This is a genomic window from Streptomyces sp. PT12 (genome assembly GCF_003311645.1).
Classification (GTDB): Bacteria; Actinomycetota; Actinomycetes; order Streptomycetales; family Streptomycetaceae; genus Streptomyces.
Genome location: NZ_QEST01000235.1, coordinates 60,106 through 78,588 on the forward strand (window position 1 = coordinate 60,106; position 18,483 = coordinate 78,588).

The following is an 18,483-nucleotide window of genomic DNA, read 5'->3' on the forward strand; positions in this document are numbered from 1 at the left end:
TCAGGCCACCGCCGGTTCGGGGATGCCAAGACCGGCGGGGACGTCGATGCCGTACATGGCCGCCGCGTTCAGCCCGAGGATCTTCTTCTTCTGCTCCACGGTGATCGGCGGGTACTCGTCCCGCATGTCCTCCGGGATCTGGAAGTCGACGAACCGCTCGATCAGCCACTTGGGCGTCCACAGCGCGTAGTCACTGGAGAACTGGATCCGGTCCTCGTCGAGCCAGTACAGCAGCTCCCCGATGATCTGCGCGAAGTAGCGCGGCCTGGTGTGGATGAACGGCATGGCGACGGCGAGCCCCGCGTGCACGTTCGGCTCCTGCGTCGCGATCCAGCAGAAGTCCTCGAGCCGGGGCAGGCCGCAGTGTTCGACGACGAAGTTCAGGCCGGTGAAGTCCGTGGCCGCCTTGTCGACGTCCGACACGTCGAACGCGTCCCGGTCAAGCGGCCGGATCGTGGGCCCCTTGTGGACGTGGATGTTGGTGATCCCGAGCTCCTGGCACGTCTCCAGGTAGCGGTACGCCCAGGGATCGTCCAGCTTGTAGCCGCGGGAGTCGCCCTGCCACTCGGCGGTGTACAGCTTCACGCCCTTGAGCCGGAAGCGCTCCGCGTCACGCCGGAGCTGATCGAGCCCTTCCCGCTCGAAGCGGGGGTCCCAGTGGTGGTTGTAGGTGAGCTTGTCGGGGTGCCGCGAGGCGAGGGCGAACGCCTCTTCCGTCTGCCCGAAGCCGCGGCGGTAGAACGCCCCGAGCCTGGCGGGCTGGAAGATGGCGTGATCGACGTGTCCCTCGACGAAGAGGTCCCTCATCAGGCGCTCGCCGCCGTAGTAGAGGTAGTCCTCGTAACTCCACAGCTCCGACGCGGGGCTCAGGTTGCGGTGGTAGTCGTAGAAGCAGTCGATGAACTGCTTGCCATGGATATTGAGCTGGTTCTCGGGGCGGGCATCCCAGAGCGCGATGTGCGCGTCCACGATGAAGTAGTCTTCGCCGTCCTTCGTATACACGCGTAATCCTCGATTCCCTGCGGCGATTCCCTGCGGCGATTTCCTATGGCGATTTCCTGTGGCGATTTCCTGTGGCGATTCCCCGGGTCAGGAGAACTGGATTCCGCCGTCGATCATGACCGACTGGCCCGTCATGTAGTCGGAGTCGGGCGACGCCAGATAGGAGACGAAGGAAGCCACATCGGCGGGCTCCTCGACCCGGCCGAGGGCGATCGACTCCGCGTACTTGGTGATGGCCTTGCCCTTGTCGAGCCCTTCGGCCTGCGCCAGCTTCTCGTCGATCAGCTCCCACATGGCGGTGCCGACGATTCCCGGGCAGTACGCGTTGACCGTGATGCCGTGGCGCGCCCACTCAAGGGCGGCGGCCTGTGTCAGGCCGCGCACGCCCCACTTGGAGGCGGAGTACGGGCCGAGCAGCGCGAAGGGCCGGTAGGCGACGATCGAGGCCGCGCCGATGATCTTGCCGCCGGTCCCCTGGGCGATCATCTGCCGCGCCGCGGCCTGGTAGGAGAGGAAGACGCCGCGCAGGTTCACGGCCATGACCTGCTCGAACTCATCGAGCTCGGTGTCGAGCAGCGCGGTGACCCTGGCTATGCCCGCGTTCGCCACGAAGACGTCGACGTGGCCGAAGCGTTCGGCGACCTCCCGCACGAGAGCGTCGGTTTGCTCCTTGCTCGTTACATCCGTGTCCACGGCCAGCGCCCGGCCCCCCGCCTTCTCGATTCCCGCCGCCACCTCGTCGAGCTCCTGGCGCGTCGCGGGCAGGTCGGCGACGGCGACATCGAGGCCGTCCTGCGCCAGCCGCTCCGCGATGCCGCGGCCGATGCCGCGGGCCGCTCCGGTGACGATGGCGGTGCGGGCTGCGTTGCGTGCGGAATTCATGGGACGCTCCTCGGCTCGGTTCTGCTCCGTCGCAGCGGCCGTCCCCCCCCCCCCCCCCCCCCCCCCCCCCGAGGGCGGCCTGCCGTGTCCCTCAGTGTGGGGCGGCCGTGGCGCGGTGACTTTTTCAATGTGGAACACGGACAGCCGGGGCCACCACATGGGCGGGCCGCCGATTCTCTTTGTCGCTGCCGGAGATCTTGCGCTCACGCACAACGTTCGTAATATGACGGAAACCGTCCCGCGGGAGGTGCCATGCCCATGGAGAGCGAAGCGCAACGGCGCACCATCGCGCGGGCGCGCCTGAAGTTCCTCGAGGGCGCGGAGCTCCCGACGCCCGCCGTGCCCGAGCGGGTCCGCGACTCCTGGAAGCGCTCCAAGCTCCTGGGAATCGGCATCGACGAAGTGGTCGTCCCCTACCGCCCTGACTACGACAGGGAGAGCCACCTGATGCGCGCGGCGGCGCCCGTTCTCGACCGGCTTGAGCAGGTGTTGGCGGGTTCCGATGTCTGTGTGATCGTGACCGACCGGAAGGGGTGGGTGCGTGATCGCCGCGTGGGCGAGGCGCGGCTGATGGACCATCTGGACACGGTCCATCTGGCGCCGGGCTTCAGCTATGCCGAGCAGTTCGTCGGCACCAACGGCATCGGGGTGGCCCTCGAAGAGCGCCGGTCCTCCGTGGTGCTGGGCGCCGAGCACTTCAACGAGCGCTTGCAGAAGGTGTCCTGCGCCGCCTCGCCCATCCGCAACCCGATCAGCGGGCGGGTCGCGGGCACCATGAACCTGACCTGCTGGAACGGCCCCGCCAGCTCCCTGATGGCCGCCCTGGCGCAGGAGGCCGCCGACGACATCGCGCGGGTGATGTACGAGATCAGCACGTCGTACGAGCGCGCCCTGCTCGCGGCGTTCCGGCAGGCCACGCACTACGGCGACCGGCCCGTGCTCTGCATCGGCCAGGACCTGCTGCTCGCCAACGCCGCCGCCGCGGACCGGCTCACGGGCGACGACCACCGGCTGCTGCGCGAGGCCGCCGCCGAGCACGGCCACGCGCTGCGCACCCGCAGAAGGGTGCAGCTGACCGGTGGCACGTCCGCGCTGGTGCGCTGCCGTCGGGTGGACAGCCCCGCGGGCACGGCCGGTCACCTGCTCGACCTGGCCTTCGACGACGTTCCGGCGACACGGAAGCCCGCCGGTGCGGCGGGCACGCGCTCCTCCGGTGGACCGGCCGCCGACGCCGGGCCCCGCGCGCTGCCAGGGCTGGCCGGGGCCGATCCGGCGTGGACCGCCGCCTCGCGCACCGCGTCGCGCTGCGCCCGCGAGCGCGTGCCGCTGCTGATCTACGGCGAGGCGGGAACGGGCAAGGCCGCGCTGGCCCGCGCCGCCCACGCGCTCACCGGGGCGGCGACGGCTCCCGCGGTCGTCGACGCCGCCGACCCGCGGCACCGCGCCGAGGCCGCGGGCTCGGGCACCGGGCCTGCCCTCGACCCCGACGCCCTGCCGCGCGCCCTGCGCACCGCGCCCGCGGGCCAGGGGCTGGCCCTGGTGCTGCGGCACCTCGACGCCGTGACCGCCGCGCGGGCCCAGGCCGTCGCCGACGCGCTGGCCGCCGCGGCGGCGCGGGGCACTTGGATCGTGGGGACGCTCGGCCCGGCCCCCGAGGTCCCCGACGCCCTGCTGCGCCTCTTCGCCGAGGCGGTCACGGTGCCGCCGCTGCGGCACCGCGTCGCCGACCTGCCCGCGCTGGCCGAGTGCCTGCTCCGGCGCGCCGGGGCGGGCGTGGAGTGCTCTCCCGACGTGCTGCCCCTGCTGCGCCGACAGAGCTGGCCGGGCAACGTCGGCCAGTTGGAGTCCGTGCTGCGCAAGGCCGCCGCGGGCCGCCGCACCTACCGCGTCGAGCCCCGCGACCTGCCCCCGTCCCTGCACACCGTCGGTCGCCGCTCCCTGAGCGCGTGGGAGACCGCGGAGCGCGACACCCTGGTCGAGGCCCTGCTGGACGCCGGGGGCAACAAGCTGCTCGCGGCGCAGCGGCTTGGCATCTCCCGGACGACGATCTACCGCAAGATGCGGGCCTACGGCATCACGATCACGCTGCCCACGCCTCGCTGAGCCCGTTCACGCCTCGCCGGGCCCGTTCACGCCTCGCCGGGCCCGTTCACGCCTCGCCGGGACCTCGGCGATGTCCCGGTGGCGGTGCTCGAGGTCGGTGGCGACGGCGACCGGGTCGCGGTCGGCGCGGGCGAAGCGGACGATGCCGCAGGACAGCTCACAGCGCGGCGACCGGCTTCTCGAACGCGGTGACGCGTGGTCGATGATGGGGGTCATGAGCGGTGAGCTCTTTTCCCGGGAGCGGGGCGTGGTCGCGGAGGGCGCGGTGCACCTGCCGGGGTGGCTCGCGCCCGCGCGGCAGCGGGATCTGCTCGACGCGTGCCGGGAGTGGGCCAGGCCGCCCGCCGGGCTGCGGACCGTGCGGACGCGCAACGGCGTCATGTCCGTGCGGCAGCTCTCCCTCGGCTGGCACTGGTACCCCTACGGCTACGCCAGGACCGTGGTGGACGGCGGCGGCGAGCCGGTCAAGCCGTTCCCCGCGTGGCTGGGGGAGTGGGCCGCGCGGGCCGCGGCCGATGCCGGGCTCCCGCACCCCGAACACCCGGGCGGCGGCGACCCGTTCGACATCGCGCTGGTCAACTTCTACGACGCCACCGCCCGCATGGGCATGCACCGCGACGGCGACGAGCGCTCCCCCGCGCCCGTCGTCTCGTTCAGCCTCGGCGACGCCTGCGTCTTCCGCTTCGGCACGGCCGAGGGGCGCGGGCGGCCATGGAGCGATGTCGAGCTGCGCAGCGGCGACGCGTTCGTCTTCGGCGGCCCCGCCCGCCTCGCCTACCACGGCGTCCCGCGCACCCGCCCCGGCACCGCGCCCCCGGCGCTCGGGCTGACCGGGCGGGTCAACGTCACCGTCCGCGCGTCAGGTCTCGGCCCCGGCGGATTCACTCCATAGGAGCTGGCGAAGGGTGGCGATTGCCCGGAGCGGGCCCGTTCGGCCGACGCCCCGGCTCTAGCGTGGTGGCGCACCCCCACCCCCGCGCGAAGGAGCCCGAAGTCCCCCATGTCGCACCGCCCCCGCCTCATCGGACCGGTGACCCTCGCCGTGCTGCCCGCCGCGCTGGTGGCCGCCATTGCCACCGCGACCGCCCTCCTCACGGATGGCGAGGCCCCGCCCGCCGTGGCGGGTCTGCTGACCGCGGCCGTGCTCGCCGGGGCCGCGGCCGCGGCGGGCGCCGATGCAAGGCGGGACGCCGCCAGGCTGGCCCTGCTGCGCCGGGGGGCCGCCAGGGGCCGCGTCGAACTCCAGGCGCTGCTCGGCAAGGTGGAGCGCGGCGAACGCGTCGGGCCCCCCGAGGGGCCGCCGCCAGCGGCGCCCAGCGACGACCCGTTCGACCAGCTGCGCCACGAGATCGACGCCGCCAGGTACGCCGCCGAGTCCGCCGTCTCCCGGGCCGCCGCCGCGAGCGGCTGCGACGAGCGCGTCGAGGTCTTCGTCCACCTCGCCCGCCGCATGCAGACGTCGGTGCACCGCCAGATCGAGTACCTCGACGAGCTGAGAGGCGAGCTGAGAAACGAGGCGCGGGGCGAAGCGAGAGGCGAGGCGCGGGGCGCGCTCGACGACCCCGACGTGGCGTCGGGGCTCTCCCAGGTCGACCGCCTCGCGACCCGGCTGAGCCGCCACACCGAGAACCTCGCCGTGCTCGGCGGCGCCGTCTCCCGCCGCAGGGGCGGCCGCCAGGTGAGCGTCGCCGAGGTCCTGCGCCGCGCCGCGGCCGAGGTCGAACACGAAGCGCGCGTCCGGCTCGCGGCGGCCACCGAGGGCGCGGTGCGCGGCGACTGCGCCGCCGACATCGTCCACCTGCTCGCCGAACTCATCGAGAACGCCACCCAGTTCTCCGCCCCGCGGACCCAGGTCGCGCTGCGCGCCGCGCGCGTGGCGGCGGGCGTCGCCGTCGAGGTCGACGACCGGGGCCTTGGCATGACGGCCGCCGAGCAGAAGCGCATGAACGCCGTGCTCGCCGGGACCGACAGGCTCGACGTCACCGAACTCCTCGACGACGGGCGCGTCGGCCTGTTCGTCGTCTCCACGCTCGCCGCGCGCCACGGCGTCGACGTCCGCCTCGGCGGCAACGTCTACGGCGGCGTCCAGGCCGTCGCGCTGCTCCCGCACACGGTGCTCGACGAGGGCGCGCCCGGTGACTCACACGCCCCCACGCGCCCCGTCACCACCCCGATCAGCCAGCCCTGAACGCCCCGTCGGCGCCGGGCGTTCCCCGTCGGCGCCGGGCGTTCCCCGTCGGCGCCGGGCGCTCAACCGGCGCTCACCGGCGCCTCGTCGAGCCCGAAGAACGCGATCGCCATGCCCGCCATCCCCGGCGAGAGCAGCCCGTGGTCCGTGCCCCTCAGGGCGATCGCCTCCACCGGCGCCCGCTCGCCCGAGCCCCCGTACCGGTAGCGTTCCCAGTCGGCACGCGGCCGGTCCGTCCGCGCCGGTATCCGGCTCACGCCCAGCACATCGGTCCACTGCCTGATCTCCTGCACGAAGTTGGGGTAGCGCAGCACCTCGTCCTCCGTGCCGTGCCACAGCTGCATCCGCGGCCGCTCGCCCTCGTACCCGGGGAACGCCTCCCGCACCCGCTCGCCCCACTCGGGCGGCGTCGCCTCGACCCGGCCCTGGGCGCACTCGGCGTTCCACCCCGAGCCGTCCGTCGTCGCGAAGCAGCCGAACGGCACCCCCGCGAACGCCGCCCCCGCCCCGAACACCTCCGGGTAGACGCCGAGCAGCACATTCGTCAGCATGGCGCCCGACGAGAGACCCGTGACGAACACCCGCCCGGGATCGGCCCCATGGACCCGCTCGACATACGCCACCATCGCCCGCACCCCGGCGGGGTCGCTGCCCCCGCCCCGCCGCAGCGCCTCGGGCGATGACACGTCGAAGCAGCGGCTCTCGCGCGTGACGGAGGGGTAGACGACGAGGAAGCCATGCCGGTCGGCCAGCGAGGCGAACTCGCTGCCCAGGTGGAACGCGGGCCCCGAGCCGCCGCAGTAGTGCGCGGCCACCAGCACCGCGGGCCGCTCGGGAAGCCGCTCCGGCACATACAGGAACATGCGCAGGCCGCTGGGGTTCGCGCCGAAGTCCTTCACCTCCACCAGCGCGGCGGCCGACGCCGGGGGAGCGGTCACGAACACGCCCGCGAGCAGCGGGAGGATGCCGCAGAACACCGTGGCGAGCAGCGTGCGCGCGCGCCGTCGAGGGCTGAGGGGCATGGGGCGTCACTTTCCGCCCGTGGGCGGGCGGGCCCCGGGGCGCGTGGAACGGGCCGAGGGGCGGCGGCGCCCGGCTCGGCGGGAGAACGGTGGAGAAGGGGAGGGCGGAGCAGCCGGAGCAGGGGCGGCGTCCCGGGGGAACACCGTGGCGCACCGGGCCCGTTGAAGGGATCAGCGGGGGGTGGACCACCATTGTCACCCGGGCGCCACGACCCCCGCCAGGGGGTCCGCGTCACACCCGCGCCGCGCCGCGCGCCCCTTTCACGCCCCCCACGGCGCGTGCTCGGATGGCCCCATGAACAACGGCCCCGTGAACAACGGCCCCATGAACGGAGAAGCGCGCCCCCTGCGGGTGATCGGCATGCTCAGCGGCACCTCGTACGACGCGGTCGACGCCGCCGTCGCCGAGCTGGCCATCGAGGGTGACGCCGTCGTGCTGCGCCCCCGCGGCCTGCACACCGAGCCCTACCCCGCGCCGCTGCGCGACGCGCTGGCCGCGTGCCTGCCGCCCGCCACCACCACGCTTGAGGCGGTGTGCCGCCTGGACACCGAGCTCGGCCGGTTCTTCGGCGCGGTCGCCGCGCGCGCCAACGCCGCACTCGCCGCAGGCCGCGCCGACCTCGTGGTCTCCCACGGCCAGACCGTCTACCACTGGGTGAGCGGCGCCCGCGCCAGGGGAACGCTCCAACTCGGCGCCGCCGCCTGGATCGCCGAGGCCACCGGGCTGCCCGTGGTCTCCGACCTGCGCACTCGCGACATCGCCCGCGGCGGCCAGGGCGCGCCCCTCGCCGCCCTGCTCGACGCCCTGCTCCTGCTGAACGCGGACCCCGCCGCCGACCCCGCCGACCCAGGGGGCCCCGCGCGTGGCGCGCTCAACCTCGGCGGCATCGCCAACATCACCGCCCGCGGCGACGGTGGCGAGGTGCTGGCCTACGACCTCGGCCCGGCCAACGCGCTCATCGACGCCGCCGTCACCGAGGCCACCGGGGGCGCGGAGCGCATGGACGCCGGAGGGGCGCGCGCGGCGCGCGGCCGCGTCGACCGCGCCCTGCTCGCCGATCTGCTCGCCGAGCCCTACTACCGGCTGCCGCCGCCCAAGTCCACGGGCAAGGAGCGCTTCCACGCCGCCTATCTGCGCGCACGCGTCGAGGCCAGGGGCCATGCGCCGACCGCCGACGACCTGGTCGCCACCCTCACCGAGCTGACCGCCGAGCTGGTGGCGCGCGCCTGCCGCGCACACGGGCTGGGCGAGCTGGTCGTCTCGGGCGGGGGCGTGCGCAACCCCGCGCTCATGGCCAGGATCCGCGCCCTCGCCGCGCCCACGCGCGTCACGGGCGCCGAGGAGTACGGGCTGCCCGCCCAGGCCAAGGAGGCCCACCTGTTCGCGCTGCTCGGCTTCCTCACCGTCAACGGCCTCCCTGGCAACGTCCCTTCGGCCACCGGCGCATCGGGCCCCGCGGTCCTCGGCTCGCTCACCCCGGGCGCGGGCCCGCTGCGGCTCCCCGAGCCGCCCGCGGGCGCCGCCCCTCGCCGCCTGGTGATCGAGCCGGTCGAGCCCGCGCCTCAGACCGCCTCGGGCAGCCGCTCGGGCGGCCCAGGCCGCGCGTAGAACCAGCCCTGCGCCGAGTCGCACCCCAGGTCGCGCAGCTGCTCGGCCTGGGCCGAGGTCTCCACGCCCTCGACCGTCACCGAGAGCTGGAGCGTGTGGGCCAGCGAGACGATGCCCTCCACGATCTTGAGGTCGATCGGATCGGCCGGGTCGCGCTGGAGCCCCTGGGTGAAGGAACGGTCCAGCTTGAGGGTGCTCGCGGGCAGCCTGCGCAGGTTCGCGAGGTTGGAGTAGCCGGTGCCGAAGTCGTCGAGCGCGATGCCCACGCCCAGGTCGGCCAGCTCGCGCAGCGGCCGAAGCTCGTTCTCGTCGGCGCTGATCATCGCCGTCTCGGTGACCTCGAGGCACAGCGAGCTAGGCGGCAGGCCCGCCTCCTCGAGCACCGCGACCGTGTCCTCGACCAGCTCGGGGTGGTGCAGCTGACGCGGCGAGAGGTTGACGTTCACCTTCAGGGGCCTGGGACCCCCTATCCCGCGCACCTGCCACTGGCACGCCTGCCGCACGGCCTCCTGGAGCACCCAGCGGCCCAACGGCACGATCAGGCCCGTGTGTTCGGCCAGCGGGATGAAACGGTCGGGTCCGAGCACCCCGTGCCGTGGATGGCTCCAGCGCACCAGCGCCTCCGCGCCCTCCAGGCTGCCGTCCTCCATCTTGACCAGCGGCTGGTACTCGATGAAGAACTCGGCCCCCTTCAACGCCGCGGGCAGATGGTGCGTCAGATGGTGCCGGGAGATGGCCCGCGCGTCCGAGTCGGGGTCGGCGACCGCGTAGCGGTTCCCGCCCTCCGCCTTCGCCCGGTACATCGTGATGTCCGCGCTGCGCAGCACCTCGGCCGACGTCAGGTGCTCCGTCGGGCCCTCGACGATGCCGATGCTCGCTCGTACCAGCAGCTCCCTGCCACCCACCTCGATCGGCGTCGCCAGCGCCTCGAGGGCCCGCTCCGCCAGGTCCGTCACCGCGTGGGGCGTCGGCGGGTCGAGCACCAGCGCCACGAACTCGTCGCCCCCGATGCGCGCCAGCATCTGCCCGGGGCCCGAGGCGATCGTGCCGAGCCGCTCGGCGACCCCGATCAGCAGCTGGTCGCCGACCGCGTGCCCGAGGCTGTCGTTGACCGCCTTGAAGCCGTCGAGGTCCAGGTAGCACAGCCCGATCCTGGTGGGCGCCGAGCCGGACGAGAGGGCCTGCTCGAGGCGTTCGAAGAACAGCGAGCGGTTGGGCAGGTCCGTCAGCGCGTCGTGCGTGGCCTGGTAGCGCAGCCGCAGATTGAGCAGGCGGCGCTCCGACACGTCCTCGATCATCGCCAGCATGTAGCGCGGCTCGCCCTCGGTGTCGCGCAGCAGCGAGACCGTCAGATTCGTCCACAGGACCGTGCCGTCCTTGCGGCTGTACGGCTTCTCCATGTGGTAGTGCTCGCGCTCACCGCGCATCAGCTCACGCTGGAGCCGCCACACCTCGGGGGTGTCATCGGGGTGCGTCCACTCCAGGATGTTGCGGCTGCGGATGTGCGGCTCGGAGCGGCCGAGCATGCGCGCGAGCGCGTCGTTGACGTCGAGGATCCTGCCGTCCATGTCCGCGATGCTGATGCCGAGCGCCGCGTCCTTGAAGACCGCGCGGAAGCGCGTCTCGCTCACGTGCAGGGCGTCCGCCATCTCCTGCTGCGCGGTCAACGCGGCCAGCGAGACCGCCTCCTGCTCGGTGCGCGTGCGCTCCTGGAGGGCCCGCGCGAACCCCGCCGAGACGGCGTGCTGGAGCCGCGAGCAGCGGGCGCGGGCCTCCTCAGCGGGCAGCTCGGCCGGGTCGAGGCAGTACAGCAGCAAATACGAGTCGACCACGCCGAGCACGGCGGGCAGCGCGTCGGGCGCCGTGCAGTGCGCCGCGACCAGCGCCTCCCCGACCGCCCGGCCAGGCGCGGGGTCGAACCGCGGGGCGCGCAGCGCGTCGGCGAGCACCCGGGCCTGCGCGAGCAGCAGCCCCTTGAACTCGTCCCTGGTCATGGATGTCGCCGTGGCGGGGTAGACCGCGCGGCACCAGATCGTCGCGAACCGGCGCACCCCGTCGGGTGGCTCCCCGCCACCGTGCGCGTCGGGCCGGTCCGCGGCACCCGAAGACTTGGCTCTCACGCTGTGCGCCCTACTCCCGCGAAACCGCTGTACACGGTGGGGTCTTCGAGGTCGACGGGCCCGTCGGGGCGCCAGTCGGGCAGCGCGACCACGCCGGGCTCGGCCAGCTCGAAGCCGTCGAAGAAGCGCTCGATCTCCGCGCTCGTGCGCATCACGAACGTGGAGCCGCCCCTGCGGTAAATGTCGCTGACGTCGTCGCCCTGCGCGGTGGTGGCGGGGCCGCGCTCGACGGAGGCGTGGGAGAGGATGAGCATGCTGCCGGGCGCGAGCGCGTCGCGGAACTCCGCCACCCGCTCGTACGGCTTGTCGTCCTGGTCCATGAAGTGCAGCAGCGCGACGAGCAGCAGGGCCACGGGGCGGTTCAGGTCGAGCAGGCTCTCGACCGGCCTGCTGGCCAGGATGGCGGACGGCTCGCGGAAGTCCCCCGCCACCACGCCCACATGGTCCTGCCCCGCGACCACGGCCCTGCTGTGGGCCACGGCCACCGCGTCGTTGTCCACATAGACCACGCGCGCCTCGGGGCTGGCCTCCCTCGCGACCTCGTGGACGTTGCCGAATGTGGGAATTCCCGAGCCGATGTCCAGGAACTGGGTGACGCCTTCGGCCACCGCGTGGCGCACCGCGCGCCGCATGAAGGCGCGATTCGCCTGAACGATCTTGGGAAGCCCGGGAAACGCCTCGATGACCTTGCGCGCCGCCACGCGATCCGCCTCGAAATTGTGCGAGCCACCGAGGTAGTAGTCGTACATCCGCGAGACACTCGGCACGGACAGATCGATGCCGTGCGGCGCCCAGGCGGGTCGTTCCATCGACGTCTCCAATGTCCCCAGCATATGCGCGATGTGGTCCAGGCCGTCGAGACTACTGACCCGGCGCCAGATCAGGGAAGGAAACGGAGGATCAACATCCGTCCGCCAAGGCGTTACCTGTCCTTCTGTCCCGGATTGGGGGACGGCCCCGACGGCGTCATCCGGCCAAACACCTGGCCGATTTCACGGTCGTTGGGCCGCCCGGCGCCGTTCAGAGCGACACCCCCCGGTCCCTGAGGTAGTCGAGCGGGTCGATGTCCGTGCCGAACCCCGCACCCGTCCTGACCTCGAAGTGCAGGTGCGGACCCGAGGAGTTCCCCGTGGACCCCGAGCGGCCCACCTGCTGCCCGCCGCGCACCGACTGCCCCTCGGACACCGAGATGGCCGAAAGATGCGCGTACTGGCTGAACTTCCCGTCCGGATGCCGGACGATCACCTCGTATCCGAACGATCCGGCCCAGCCCGCCGAGACGACCTCGCCACCCGTGATCGACTTCACCGATGTGCCGGTCGCGACCGGGAAGTCCACGCCGGTGTGGTATCCGAGGGACCATGAGCCGCCCGACGCGTGGTACGCCGTGCCGGTGCCCGCGCTGACGGGCGCAGTGTATGCCGCGGCCTGCTCGGCCGGGGGCTCCTCCCGCTCCGCACGCTCCTCCCGCTCCTCCTGTTGGCCCTGCGGCTCCTCGGCGGGCCGCTCGGGCTCCGGCTCGGGCGCCTCCTGCCGCTCCCTGGCCTCCTCGGGCTCCTCGCGCTCCGCCTCGTCTGCGGGCGCCTCCTCTTCCCGCGCGGGCGGGCGCTCGCCGCCGACGGCCAGCCGCTGCCCGGGGAAGATCAGATGCGGATTGCCGCCCACCGTCTCGCGGTTGAGCTCGTAGAGCGACTGCCAGCCACCGCTCACCTCGTGCGACCTGGCGATGCCGGAGAGCGTGTCGCCGCTGATCACCTCGTACAGGTCGCCCGAGCGCTCGCGCGGCTCGGCACTGGGCGCGGACGCCGCCTGCGCGCGGGGCGGCGCCTCCTGGCGCGCCTCGGGCTCCGGCTCGGGCTCGGCCTCGCGCGCCGGGCCGACGTCGCCGAGGTCAGGGGTCACCCCGTCCCGCGTCAGCCCCGCCTCGGCCGAGCAGGTCGGCCACGCACCCGGGCCCTGCTCGGCCAGCACGCGCTCGGCGACGGCGATCTGCTGCTCCTTGGTCGCCAGGTCCGCGCGCGGCGCGTACTCCGTGCCGCCGAACGCCTCCCACGTGCTCTGGAGGAACTGCAATCCGCCGAAGAAGCCATTACCGGTGTCGATGTCCCAGCGATCGCTGCTCTCGCACTCGGCGACCTCTTCCCAGGTGTCGACCGACGCGGCGCTCGACGAGCTCACGCCTATCAACGGAATGGCGAGGCCCGCGCCGCTCGCGGTCACCGTGAGCGAGGCGCGGGAAACGGCGCTCGGCCGGTACTTGCGGTGGCGTCCACGTGTGGTCATGGGCGGGTCCCTCCCCGAGCCGACTGCCTGGCTGACGCGCCGTGAGCCCTCTGCTCTGTCAGATTATGACCTGATCAAGGGAGTTGTACGGCGGATCAACGATATGGGCGCGGAATCCCCACGGCAAGAACGGCTCGGTACTCCTCCAACCCCGCGCCACTAAAGCGGTTGCCCCGCACCCGGGGCCACATCGCACAATGGAGTGAACGCGGCGGAGCCCGCGATTCCATTTTCTGTTTCACGGGGGGATTCACCATGGGGTACACCGAGCTGCCCGGCGCGCGCGTGCCGATCCGCATGTGGGCGGACCCGGCGACGGTCGAGAGCGGCGCGATGCGGCAGCTGGAGAACGTCGCGACCCTGCCGTGGATCCGCGGCCTCGCCGTGATGCCCGACGTGCACTACGGGAAGGGCGCCACCGTCGGCTCCGTGATCGCCATGGAGGGCGCGGTCTGCCCCGCGGCCGTCGGCGTCGACATCGGCTGCGGCATGACCGCGGTGCGCACGTCGCTCACCGCCGACGACCTGCCCGGCGACCTCTCGCGGCTGCGCTCGCGCATCGAGGAGGCCATCCCGGTCGGCCACGCGATGCACGGCGAGACCGTTGACCCGCGGCGGCTGCACGGGGTGCCGACGGCGGACTGGGACGCGTTCTGGGCGGGCTTCGACCGGGTGGCCGACGCCGTCAAGTACCGCAGGGAGCGCGCCGGTCGGCAGCTCGGCTCGCTCGGCGGCGGGAACCACTTCATCGAGCTGTGCACCGACACCGAGGGCGCGGTGTGGCTCATGCTGCACTCGGGATCGCGCAACATCGGCAAGGAGCTGGCCGAGCACCACATCGGCGAGGCCCAGCGGCTTCCGCACAACCGCGGCCTGGTGGACAGGGACCTGGCGGTCTTCGTCGCCGACACCCCGCAGATGGCGGCCTACCGGCATGACCTGTTCTGGGCGCAGGACTACGCCCGGCGCAACCGAGCACTGATGATGGCGCTGCTGAAGGACGTGGTGCGCAAGGAGTTCACGAAGGCCAAGCCCGCCTTCGGCGACGTGATCTCGTGCCACCACAACTATGTGGCCCAGGAGCGCTACGACGGGGTGGACCTCCTGGTGACCCGCAAGGGCGCGATCCGTGCGGGCAGCGGCGAGTTCGGGATCATTCCCGGCTCGATGGGCACCGGCTCGTACATCGTCAAGGGCCTCGGCAACGTCGCCTCGTTCCGCTCCGCGTCCCATGGCGCGGGCCGCAGGATGAGCAGGAGCGCCGCCAAGAAGCGCTTCACCGTGCGGGATCTGGCCGAGCAGACCCGGGGCGTGGAGTGCCGCAAGGACGCGGGCGTCGTGGACGAGATCCCCGGCGCGTACAAGCCGATCGAGCAGGTCATCGAGCGCCAGCGCGACCTGGTCGCGGTCGTCGCCAAGCTCACCCAGGTGGTGTGCGTCAAGGGGTGAAAGGGGTGAACGCCGCGCCGCCCATGGCCTGATGAGGCGCCATGGGCAGCGCGGCGTCCCGGTGCTACCGTCGAAGCCCGCACGGCCATATCGGCATATAGGGGAGACGTCGGGAGGGTCCCATGGAAGCCTTGTCAGACCTCGTTCCGCGCCGGGCGGGCGACCGTGTCGTCGAGCCGCGGGTCGACTTCGACCTGGTGGCCAGCGCCGCGCACGCGGCCGACCGGTGCCCGGTGAGCTGCGTCTGCATCACCGGCACCGGGGGCAACTGCCAGGCCACCGGCAACAGCTACGCCCTCTGAGCCCGGCGTGCACCCCGGGCTCACCTGGAGCGCGGATGAGCTGGTTCGGCGGGCCATGGCCAGGGGCCAGGGCGACGCCGGCCACTCGCTGCGCGTCCACGGATCCTGGCTCACCGTCGCGCCCGACGGCGTTCCGCTGGGCGAACACGGCTGGAAGCTGCATGTCTCGGCGCGGCCCTCGACGTTTCCCGCGCTGGCCGAGGCGCTGCTCCCCGTGCTGCTCGCCGAGCGCTGCCACTTCAAGCTGGCGCGCTCCGACACCGCGCTGACCCGGATCAACGGCGGCCGTGAGTCGCCCGCCGCCGTCGGCAAGGCCGTCACCGTGTATCCGGAGCGGCGCCGGGTGCGGGATCTCGGGCTCGCGCTGGCCCGGCTGCTGCGCGGCCACGAGGGGCCGCGCGTGCTCAGCGACCGGCGGGTCGCCGACGACGCGCCGGTGTACTACCGCTACGGCCCCTTCACCACGCGCTGGTCCGCGGGGCCGAGGGGCGACCTCGGCATCAGGATCCCGGGGCCCGACGGGCGGTCGTTCGACGCGGTGGCCACCCTGGAGTACCGCCAGCCGCCGTGGGTGACCGACCCGTTCGGGGGCGACGCGGAGCCGGACAGACCCGATGCCAGGGGTGACCCCAATGACCCCGCCGGCCCCGAGGGGGCGGGGGAGACGCTGGGCGGCAGGTTCCGGCTGCTCAAGGGCATCTACCGCGCCGCGCACGGCAATGTGTTCAGGGCCAGGGACACCCGCTCGGGCCGCCGCGTCATCGTCAAACAGGCGCGCGCGCATGTGGGGGAGGGGCGCATGGGCGACGCGCGCACCCGGCTGCGCAACGAGCGCCGGGCGCTCACGGCGTGCGGCGGCCTCGACGGGGTTCCCGAGTTCCTCGACCACTTCGCGCACGGACCCGACGAGTTCCTGGTGACGCCCGACGTGGGCGCCGTCAACCTGCTCGACCACGTCCGCACCCGGGGCACGCCGCCGCCCGAGGCGTTCACCCGGCTCGCCTTCGAACTGGCCGCCACCGTCGCGGCGTTGCACCGGCGAGGCGTTCTGATGCGGGACATCACCCCGCGCAACGTGGTGCTCGGCGGGCGCAGGGCGTTCCTCGTCGACTTCGGGCTCGCCGCGCTCGACGGCGTTCATCTGCCCGGCGGCACCCCGGGGTTCTCCCCGCCCGCGCAGCTGCGCGGAGAGCCGCCGACCCCGGGGGACGACTGCTTCGCGCTCGGCATGACCCTGGCCTTCGCGGTCACGGGGCTCACGCCCGTCGCCGCGCCCGTCACGCGCGAGCTGGCGCGGCAGCGCGCGCTCCAGACGCTGGCCCCGCCGCACGGCGCCGCGCCCGGCCATGTGGTGGGCGCGGTGGGCGCGTTGCTCGACGCGGACGAGGAACGCGCCACCGCCGCGCTCGCGACGCTGGCCGCTGGGCGCTGGCCCACCGGGCGGAACGGCCCTGGCCCGCGCCCGCTGCCCGCCGTGCCCCCGCTACCCCGCGAGCCCGCCGCGGCGCTCGCCGAGCGCGTGCTCGAGCTGCTGCTCGCCGGCGTCGAGGCGCATGGCGACGGCGGCGGGGCGCAGGACATCGGCGCGGTGGACGGCAGCGTCTACAGCGGGAGCGCGGGGATCGGCCTGGAGCTCCTGCACCACACCGACCGCCCCGGCGTGCCCGAGGCGCTGCGCGCCCTGGCCTGGCACGCCTCGGCCGCCACACGCCGAGTGCCGCTCGCCGAGGGCCTGTTCGCGGGAACGACCGGCATCGCCCTGTTCCTGGCGCGCGCCGCGGCCGCGGGGTTCGAGGCGCCCGATGCGGCGCCAGGGGCTCCAGGCGCGCCGCACGACGACATCTTCGGCGGCGCGGCGGGCCGCGGCCTCGGCGCGCTGCTGCTGGCCGACGTCACGGGCGACCCCGCGCACCTCGCGGCCGCGCGCGAGGCCGCGGACGCGCTGATGGCCAGGGATGAGCCGCTGCTCGGCGTGGAGCGGGAGACGGGCTTCGCGCCGGGGGCGGGCCTTGACCCGACGTTCGGCCACGCCCACGGCCTGGCCGGGATCGTCGACTTCCTGACCGGGCTCGCCGCGCGCACCGGCGACCCCGAGGTGGGGTGGGCCGCCGCGGTGCGCTCGTGGCGGCTGGCGCGGCGGACGGCGGATCTGGCGGCGCTGGCGGCCGGGCCTTCGGCGGTGCCCGTCGCGGCCTCGTGGTGCCAGGGCATGGCCGGGGCGGCGAGCGCCCTCGCGCACGCCCACGCGGTGCTCGACGAGCCGGAGTTGGGCCGGGCCGCCGAGCTGGCCGGGGACGTCTGCGCGGCGTGGGTGCCCCGCATGGAGAACCTGTCGCAGTGCTGCGGCGTCGCCGGGGTCGGCGGCGCGCTGCTCGACCTCGCCCACCTGAGCGGGGCCGAGCGGTACCGGGCGGCGGCCGAGCGCGCCGCGCGCCACCTGGTGGCGCGCAGCTTCGGGCCCGACCACGCGCCCGAGCTGATCGCGCCGGGGAGCCAGGACGCGCCGCTGTCGTTCGGGATGGGCTACGCGGGGGTGCTGACATTTCTGCGCGGGCTCATGTCTTCCGGCGCGCCAGGGGCGCCGCTCTCGGCGTCGGCGGCCCGGGGGCCGCTGCGGGGGCCGGGCCACCGGTGGGACCTGGCACCTCTGACCGCTCCCCGACCGGCTCCTCCCGCCGCTCGGCGGCCTCCCGGATCCTCGGCGGCGCCTTCAACGGGGGCCTGAGCACCGCGAGAACGGCCGCGAGGATGGCGCAGGCCACCAGGCCGTCCATCCAGTAGTGGTGGGCGGTGGCGACCACGGCGACCAGGGTGATGGCCGGGTGGATCAGCCACAGCCAGCGCAGCCGCGAGCGGCACGACACGATGAGCGCGACGGCGATGAAGACCGCCCAGCCGACGTGCAGCGACGGCATCGCCGCGAACTGGTTGGCCATCGAGTCGGGTTCGGGCTCGTCGTAGACCGCGGGCCCGTAGAGCGTGCCGGTGTCCACCATCCCCGAGCCCGCGAACAGGCGCGGGGGCGCGAGCGGCACCAGCAGGTGCAGCACGAGGGCGGCGCCGGTGAGCCAGGTGAGCACCCAGCGGACCCACAGGTAATGGCCGGGGCGGCGCCAGTACATCCACACGAGAAAGATGACGATGGCCGGAAAGTGCACGGTCGCGTAGTAGACATTGATCGCGCGGATCAATGCCTCGCTGTTCATGGCCAGATCCTGCACCCACGCCTCGCTCGGCAGCCGCAGGGCGCGTTCGAGATCCCATACGCGCGTGGCGTTCTCATAGGCGTCGTCGAACTGGCCGTTGGCCGCGCGTCTGCCGAACTTGTAGGCCATGTACAGCGCGATGACCAGCGGAAGCTCGCGGATCAGCGCGGGTCTCGGGGAGGCCGCTGGCCGCTTCCGCTTCCATGTGAGGTGAGGACGCTTCAGCACTGGTGCGCTTGGCATAGTCGATATTCCCGAATGGCAGCGTTGGCGGTGCGCGGACTCGTCTCGTGGACACGTCGGGGTCACGCTTCGAT

General features: G+C 73.6%; 14 protein-coding genes and 1 pseudogene. 7 read left to right on the forward strand and 8 right to left on the reverse strand.

Annotated features, from left to right (window positions below):
* Both DEH69_RS24550 and DEH69_RS24555 read right to left on the reverse strand, forming a co-directional pair.
* The gene (locus tag DEH69_RS24550) at positions 1-1,002 is read right to left on the reverse strand and encodes an amidohydrolase family protein (protein ID WP_113689156.1); all 1,002 of its coding nucleotides are present in this window, start codon (positions 1,000-1,002) and stop codon (positions 1-3) included.
* A gap of 87 nt (positions 1,003-1,089) precedes the next feature.
* The gene (locus DEH69_RS24555; protein ID WP_113689157.1) at positions 1,090-1,884 is read right to left on the reverse strand and encodes an acetoin reductase; all 795 of its coding nucleotides are present in this window, start codon (positions 1,882-1,884) and stop codon (positions 1,090-1,092) included.
* A 258-nt stretch (positions 1,885-2,142) separates the two neighbouring features.
* Here DEH69_RS24555 and DEH69_RS24560 point away from each other — a divergent pair, with 258 nt between their 5' ends.
* Positions 2,143-3,987, forward strand: a complete 1,845-nt coding sequence (locus DEH69_RS24560) for a sigma-54-dependent Fis family transcriptional regulator (RefSeq protein WP_258534932.1) — start codon at positions 2,143-2,145, stop codon at positions 3,985-3,987.
* 6 nt (positions 3,988-3,993) lie between these two features.
* Here the strand turns inward: DEH69_RS24560 and DEH69_RS24565 are convergent, their stop codons facing one another.
* The gene (locus tag DEH69_RS24565; RefSeq protein WP_113689159.1) at positions 3,994-4,203 is read right to left on the reverse strand and encodes a hypothetical protein; all 210 of its coding nucleotides are present in this window, start codon (positions 4,201-4,203) and stop codon (positions 3,994-3,996) included.
* On the opposite strand from DEH69_RS24565, the gene DEH69_RS24570 reads away from it, so the two are divergent.
* Both DEH69_RS24570 and DEH69_RS24575 read left to right on the forward strand, forming a co-directional pair.
* Positions 4,202-4,879 (forward strand): alpha-ketoglutarate-dependent dioxygenase AlkB, encoded by a 678-nt coding sequence (locus DEH69_RS24570; RefSeq protein WP_113689160.1) that lies wholly within the window; start codon positions 4,202-4,204, stop codon positions 4,877-4,879. The genes DEH69_RS24565 and DEH69_RS24570 overlap by 2 nt on opposite strands.
* Before the next feature lie 108 nt (positions 4,880-4,987).
* The gene (locus DEH69_RS24575; protein ID WP_113689161.1) at positions 4,988-6,175 is read left to right on the forward strand and encodes an ATP-binding protein; all 1,188 of its coding nucleotides are present in this window, start codon (positions 4,988-4,990) and stop codon (positions 6,173-6,175) included.
* A gap of 62 nt (positions 6,176-6,237) precedes the next feature.
* On the opposite strand, the gene DEH69_RS24580 is transcribed toward DEH69_RS24575, so the two are convergent.
* Complete coding sequence (locus tag DEH69_RS24580; protein ID WP_113689162.1) at positions 6,238-7,197, reverse strand: PHB depolymerase family esterase; 960 nt, start codon at positions 7,195-7,197, stop codon at positions 6,238-6,240.
* Between the two features lie 346 nt (positions 7,198-7,543).
* Here DEH69_RS24580 and DEH69_RS24585 point away from each other — a divergent pair, with 346 nt between their 5' ends.
* Positions 7,544-8,806 (forward strand): anhydro-N-acetylmuramic acid kinase, encoded by a 1,263-nt coding sequence (locus tag DEH69_RS24585; RefSeq protein ID WP_181727603.1) that lies wholly within the window; start codon positions 7,544-7,546, stop codon positions 8,804-8,806.
* Here the strand turns inward: DEH69_RS24585 and DEH69_RS24590 are convergent.
* The 3 genes from DEH69_RS24590 to DEH69_RS24600 all read right to left on the reverse strand — a co-directional run bounded on the left by DEH69_RS24590 (position 8,761) and on the right by DEH69_RS24600 (position 13,209).
* Entirely contained in the window at positions 8,761-10,926 is a 2,166-nt protein-coding gene (locus DEH69_RS24590) for a bifunctional diguanylate cyclase/phosphodiesterase (protein ID WP_113689163.1), read from the reverse strand. The two genes, DEH69_RS24585 and DEH69_RS24590, sit on opposite strands and share 46 nt — an antisense overlap.
* Positions 10,923-11,735 (reverse strand): SAM-dependent methyltransferase, encoded by an 813-nt coding sequence (locus DEH69_RS24595; RefSeq protein ID WP_113689164.1) that lies wholly within the window; start codon positions 11,733-11,735, stop codon positions 10,923-10,925. Before DEH69_RS24595 ends, DEH69_RS24590 begins: the two co-directional genes overlap by 4 nt.
* A gap of 211 nt (positions 11,736-11,946) precedes the next feature.
* Positions 11,947-13,209 (reverse strand): transglycosylase family protein, encoded by a 1,263-nt coding sequence (locus DEH69_RS24600; protein ID WP_113689165.1) that lies wholly within the window; start codon positions 13,207-13,209, stop codon positions 11,947-11,949.
* Between the two features lie 255 nt (positions 13,210-13,464).
* On the opposite strand from DEH69_RS24600, the gene DEH69_RS24605 reads away from it, so the two are divergent.
* The 3 genes and pseudogenes from DEH69_RS24605 to DEH69_RS24615 form a co-directional block, all read left to right on the forward strand.
* Entirely contained in the window at positions 13,465-14,658 is a 1,194-nt protein-coding gene (locus tag DEH69_RS24605) for an RtcB family protein (RefSeq protein WP_113689166.1), read from the forward strand.
* Positions 14,659-14,780: 122 nt separating this feature from the next.
* Positions 14,781-14,960, forward strand: a complete 180-nt coding sequence (locus DEH69_RS24610) for a hypothetical protein (RefSeq protein ID WP_113689167.1) — start codon at positions 14,781-14,783, stop codon at positions 14,958-14,960.
* A 55-nt stretch (positions 14,961-15,015) separates the two neighbouring features.
* A pseudogene (locus tag DEH69_RS24615) lies at positions 15,016-17,460 on the forward strand (lanthionine synthetase LanC family protein); the annotation flags it as partial.
* Positions 17,461-17,515: 55 nt separating this feature from the next.
* Here the strand turns inward: DEH69_RS24615 and DEH69_RS33095 are convergent.
* Positions 17,516-18,409: a phosphatase PAP2 family protein gene (locus DEH69_RS33095; protein ID WP_113689169.1), complete on the reverse strand. Its 894-nt coding sequence runs from the start codon at positions 18,407-18,409 to the stop codon at positions 17,516-17,518.
* Between the last annotated feature and the right edge of the window lie 74 nt (positions 18,410-18,483).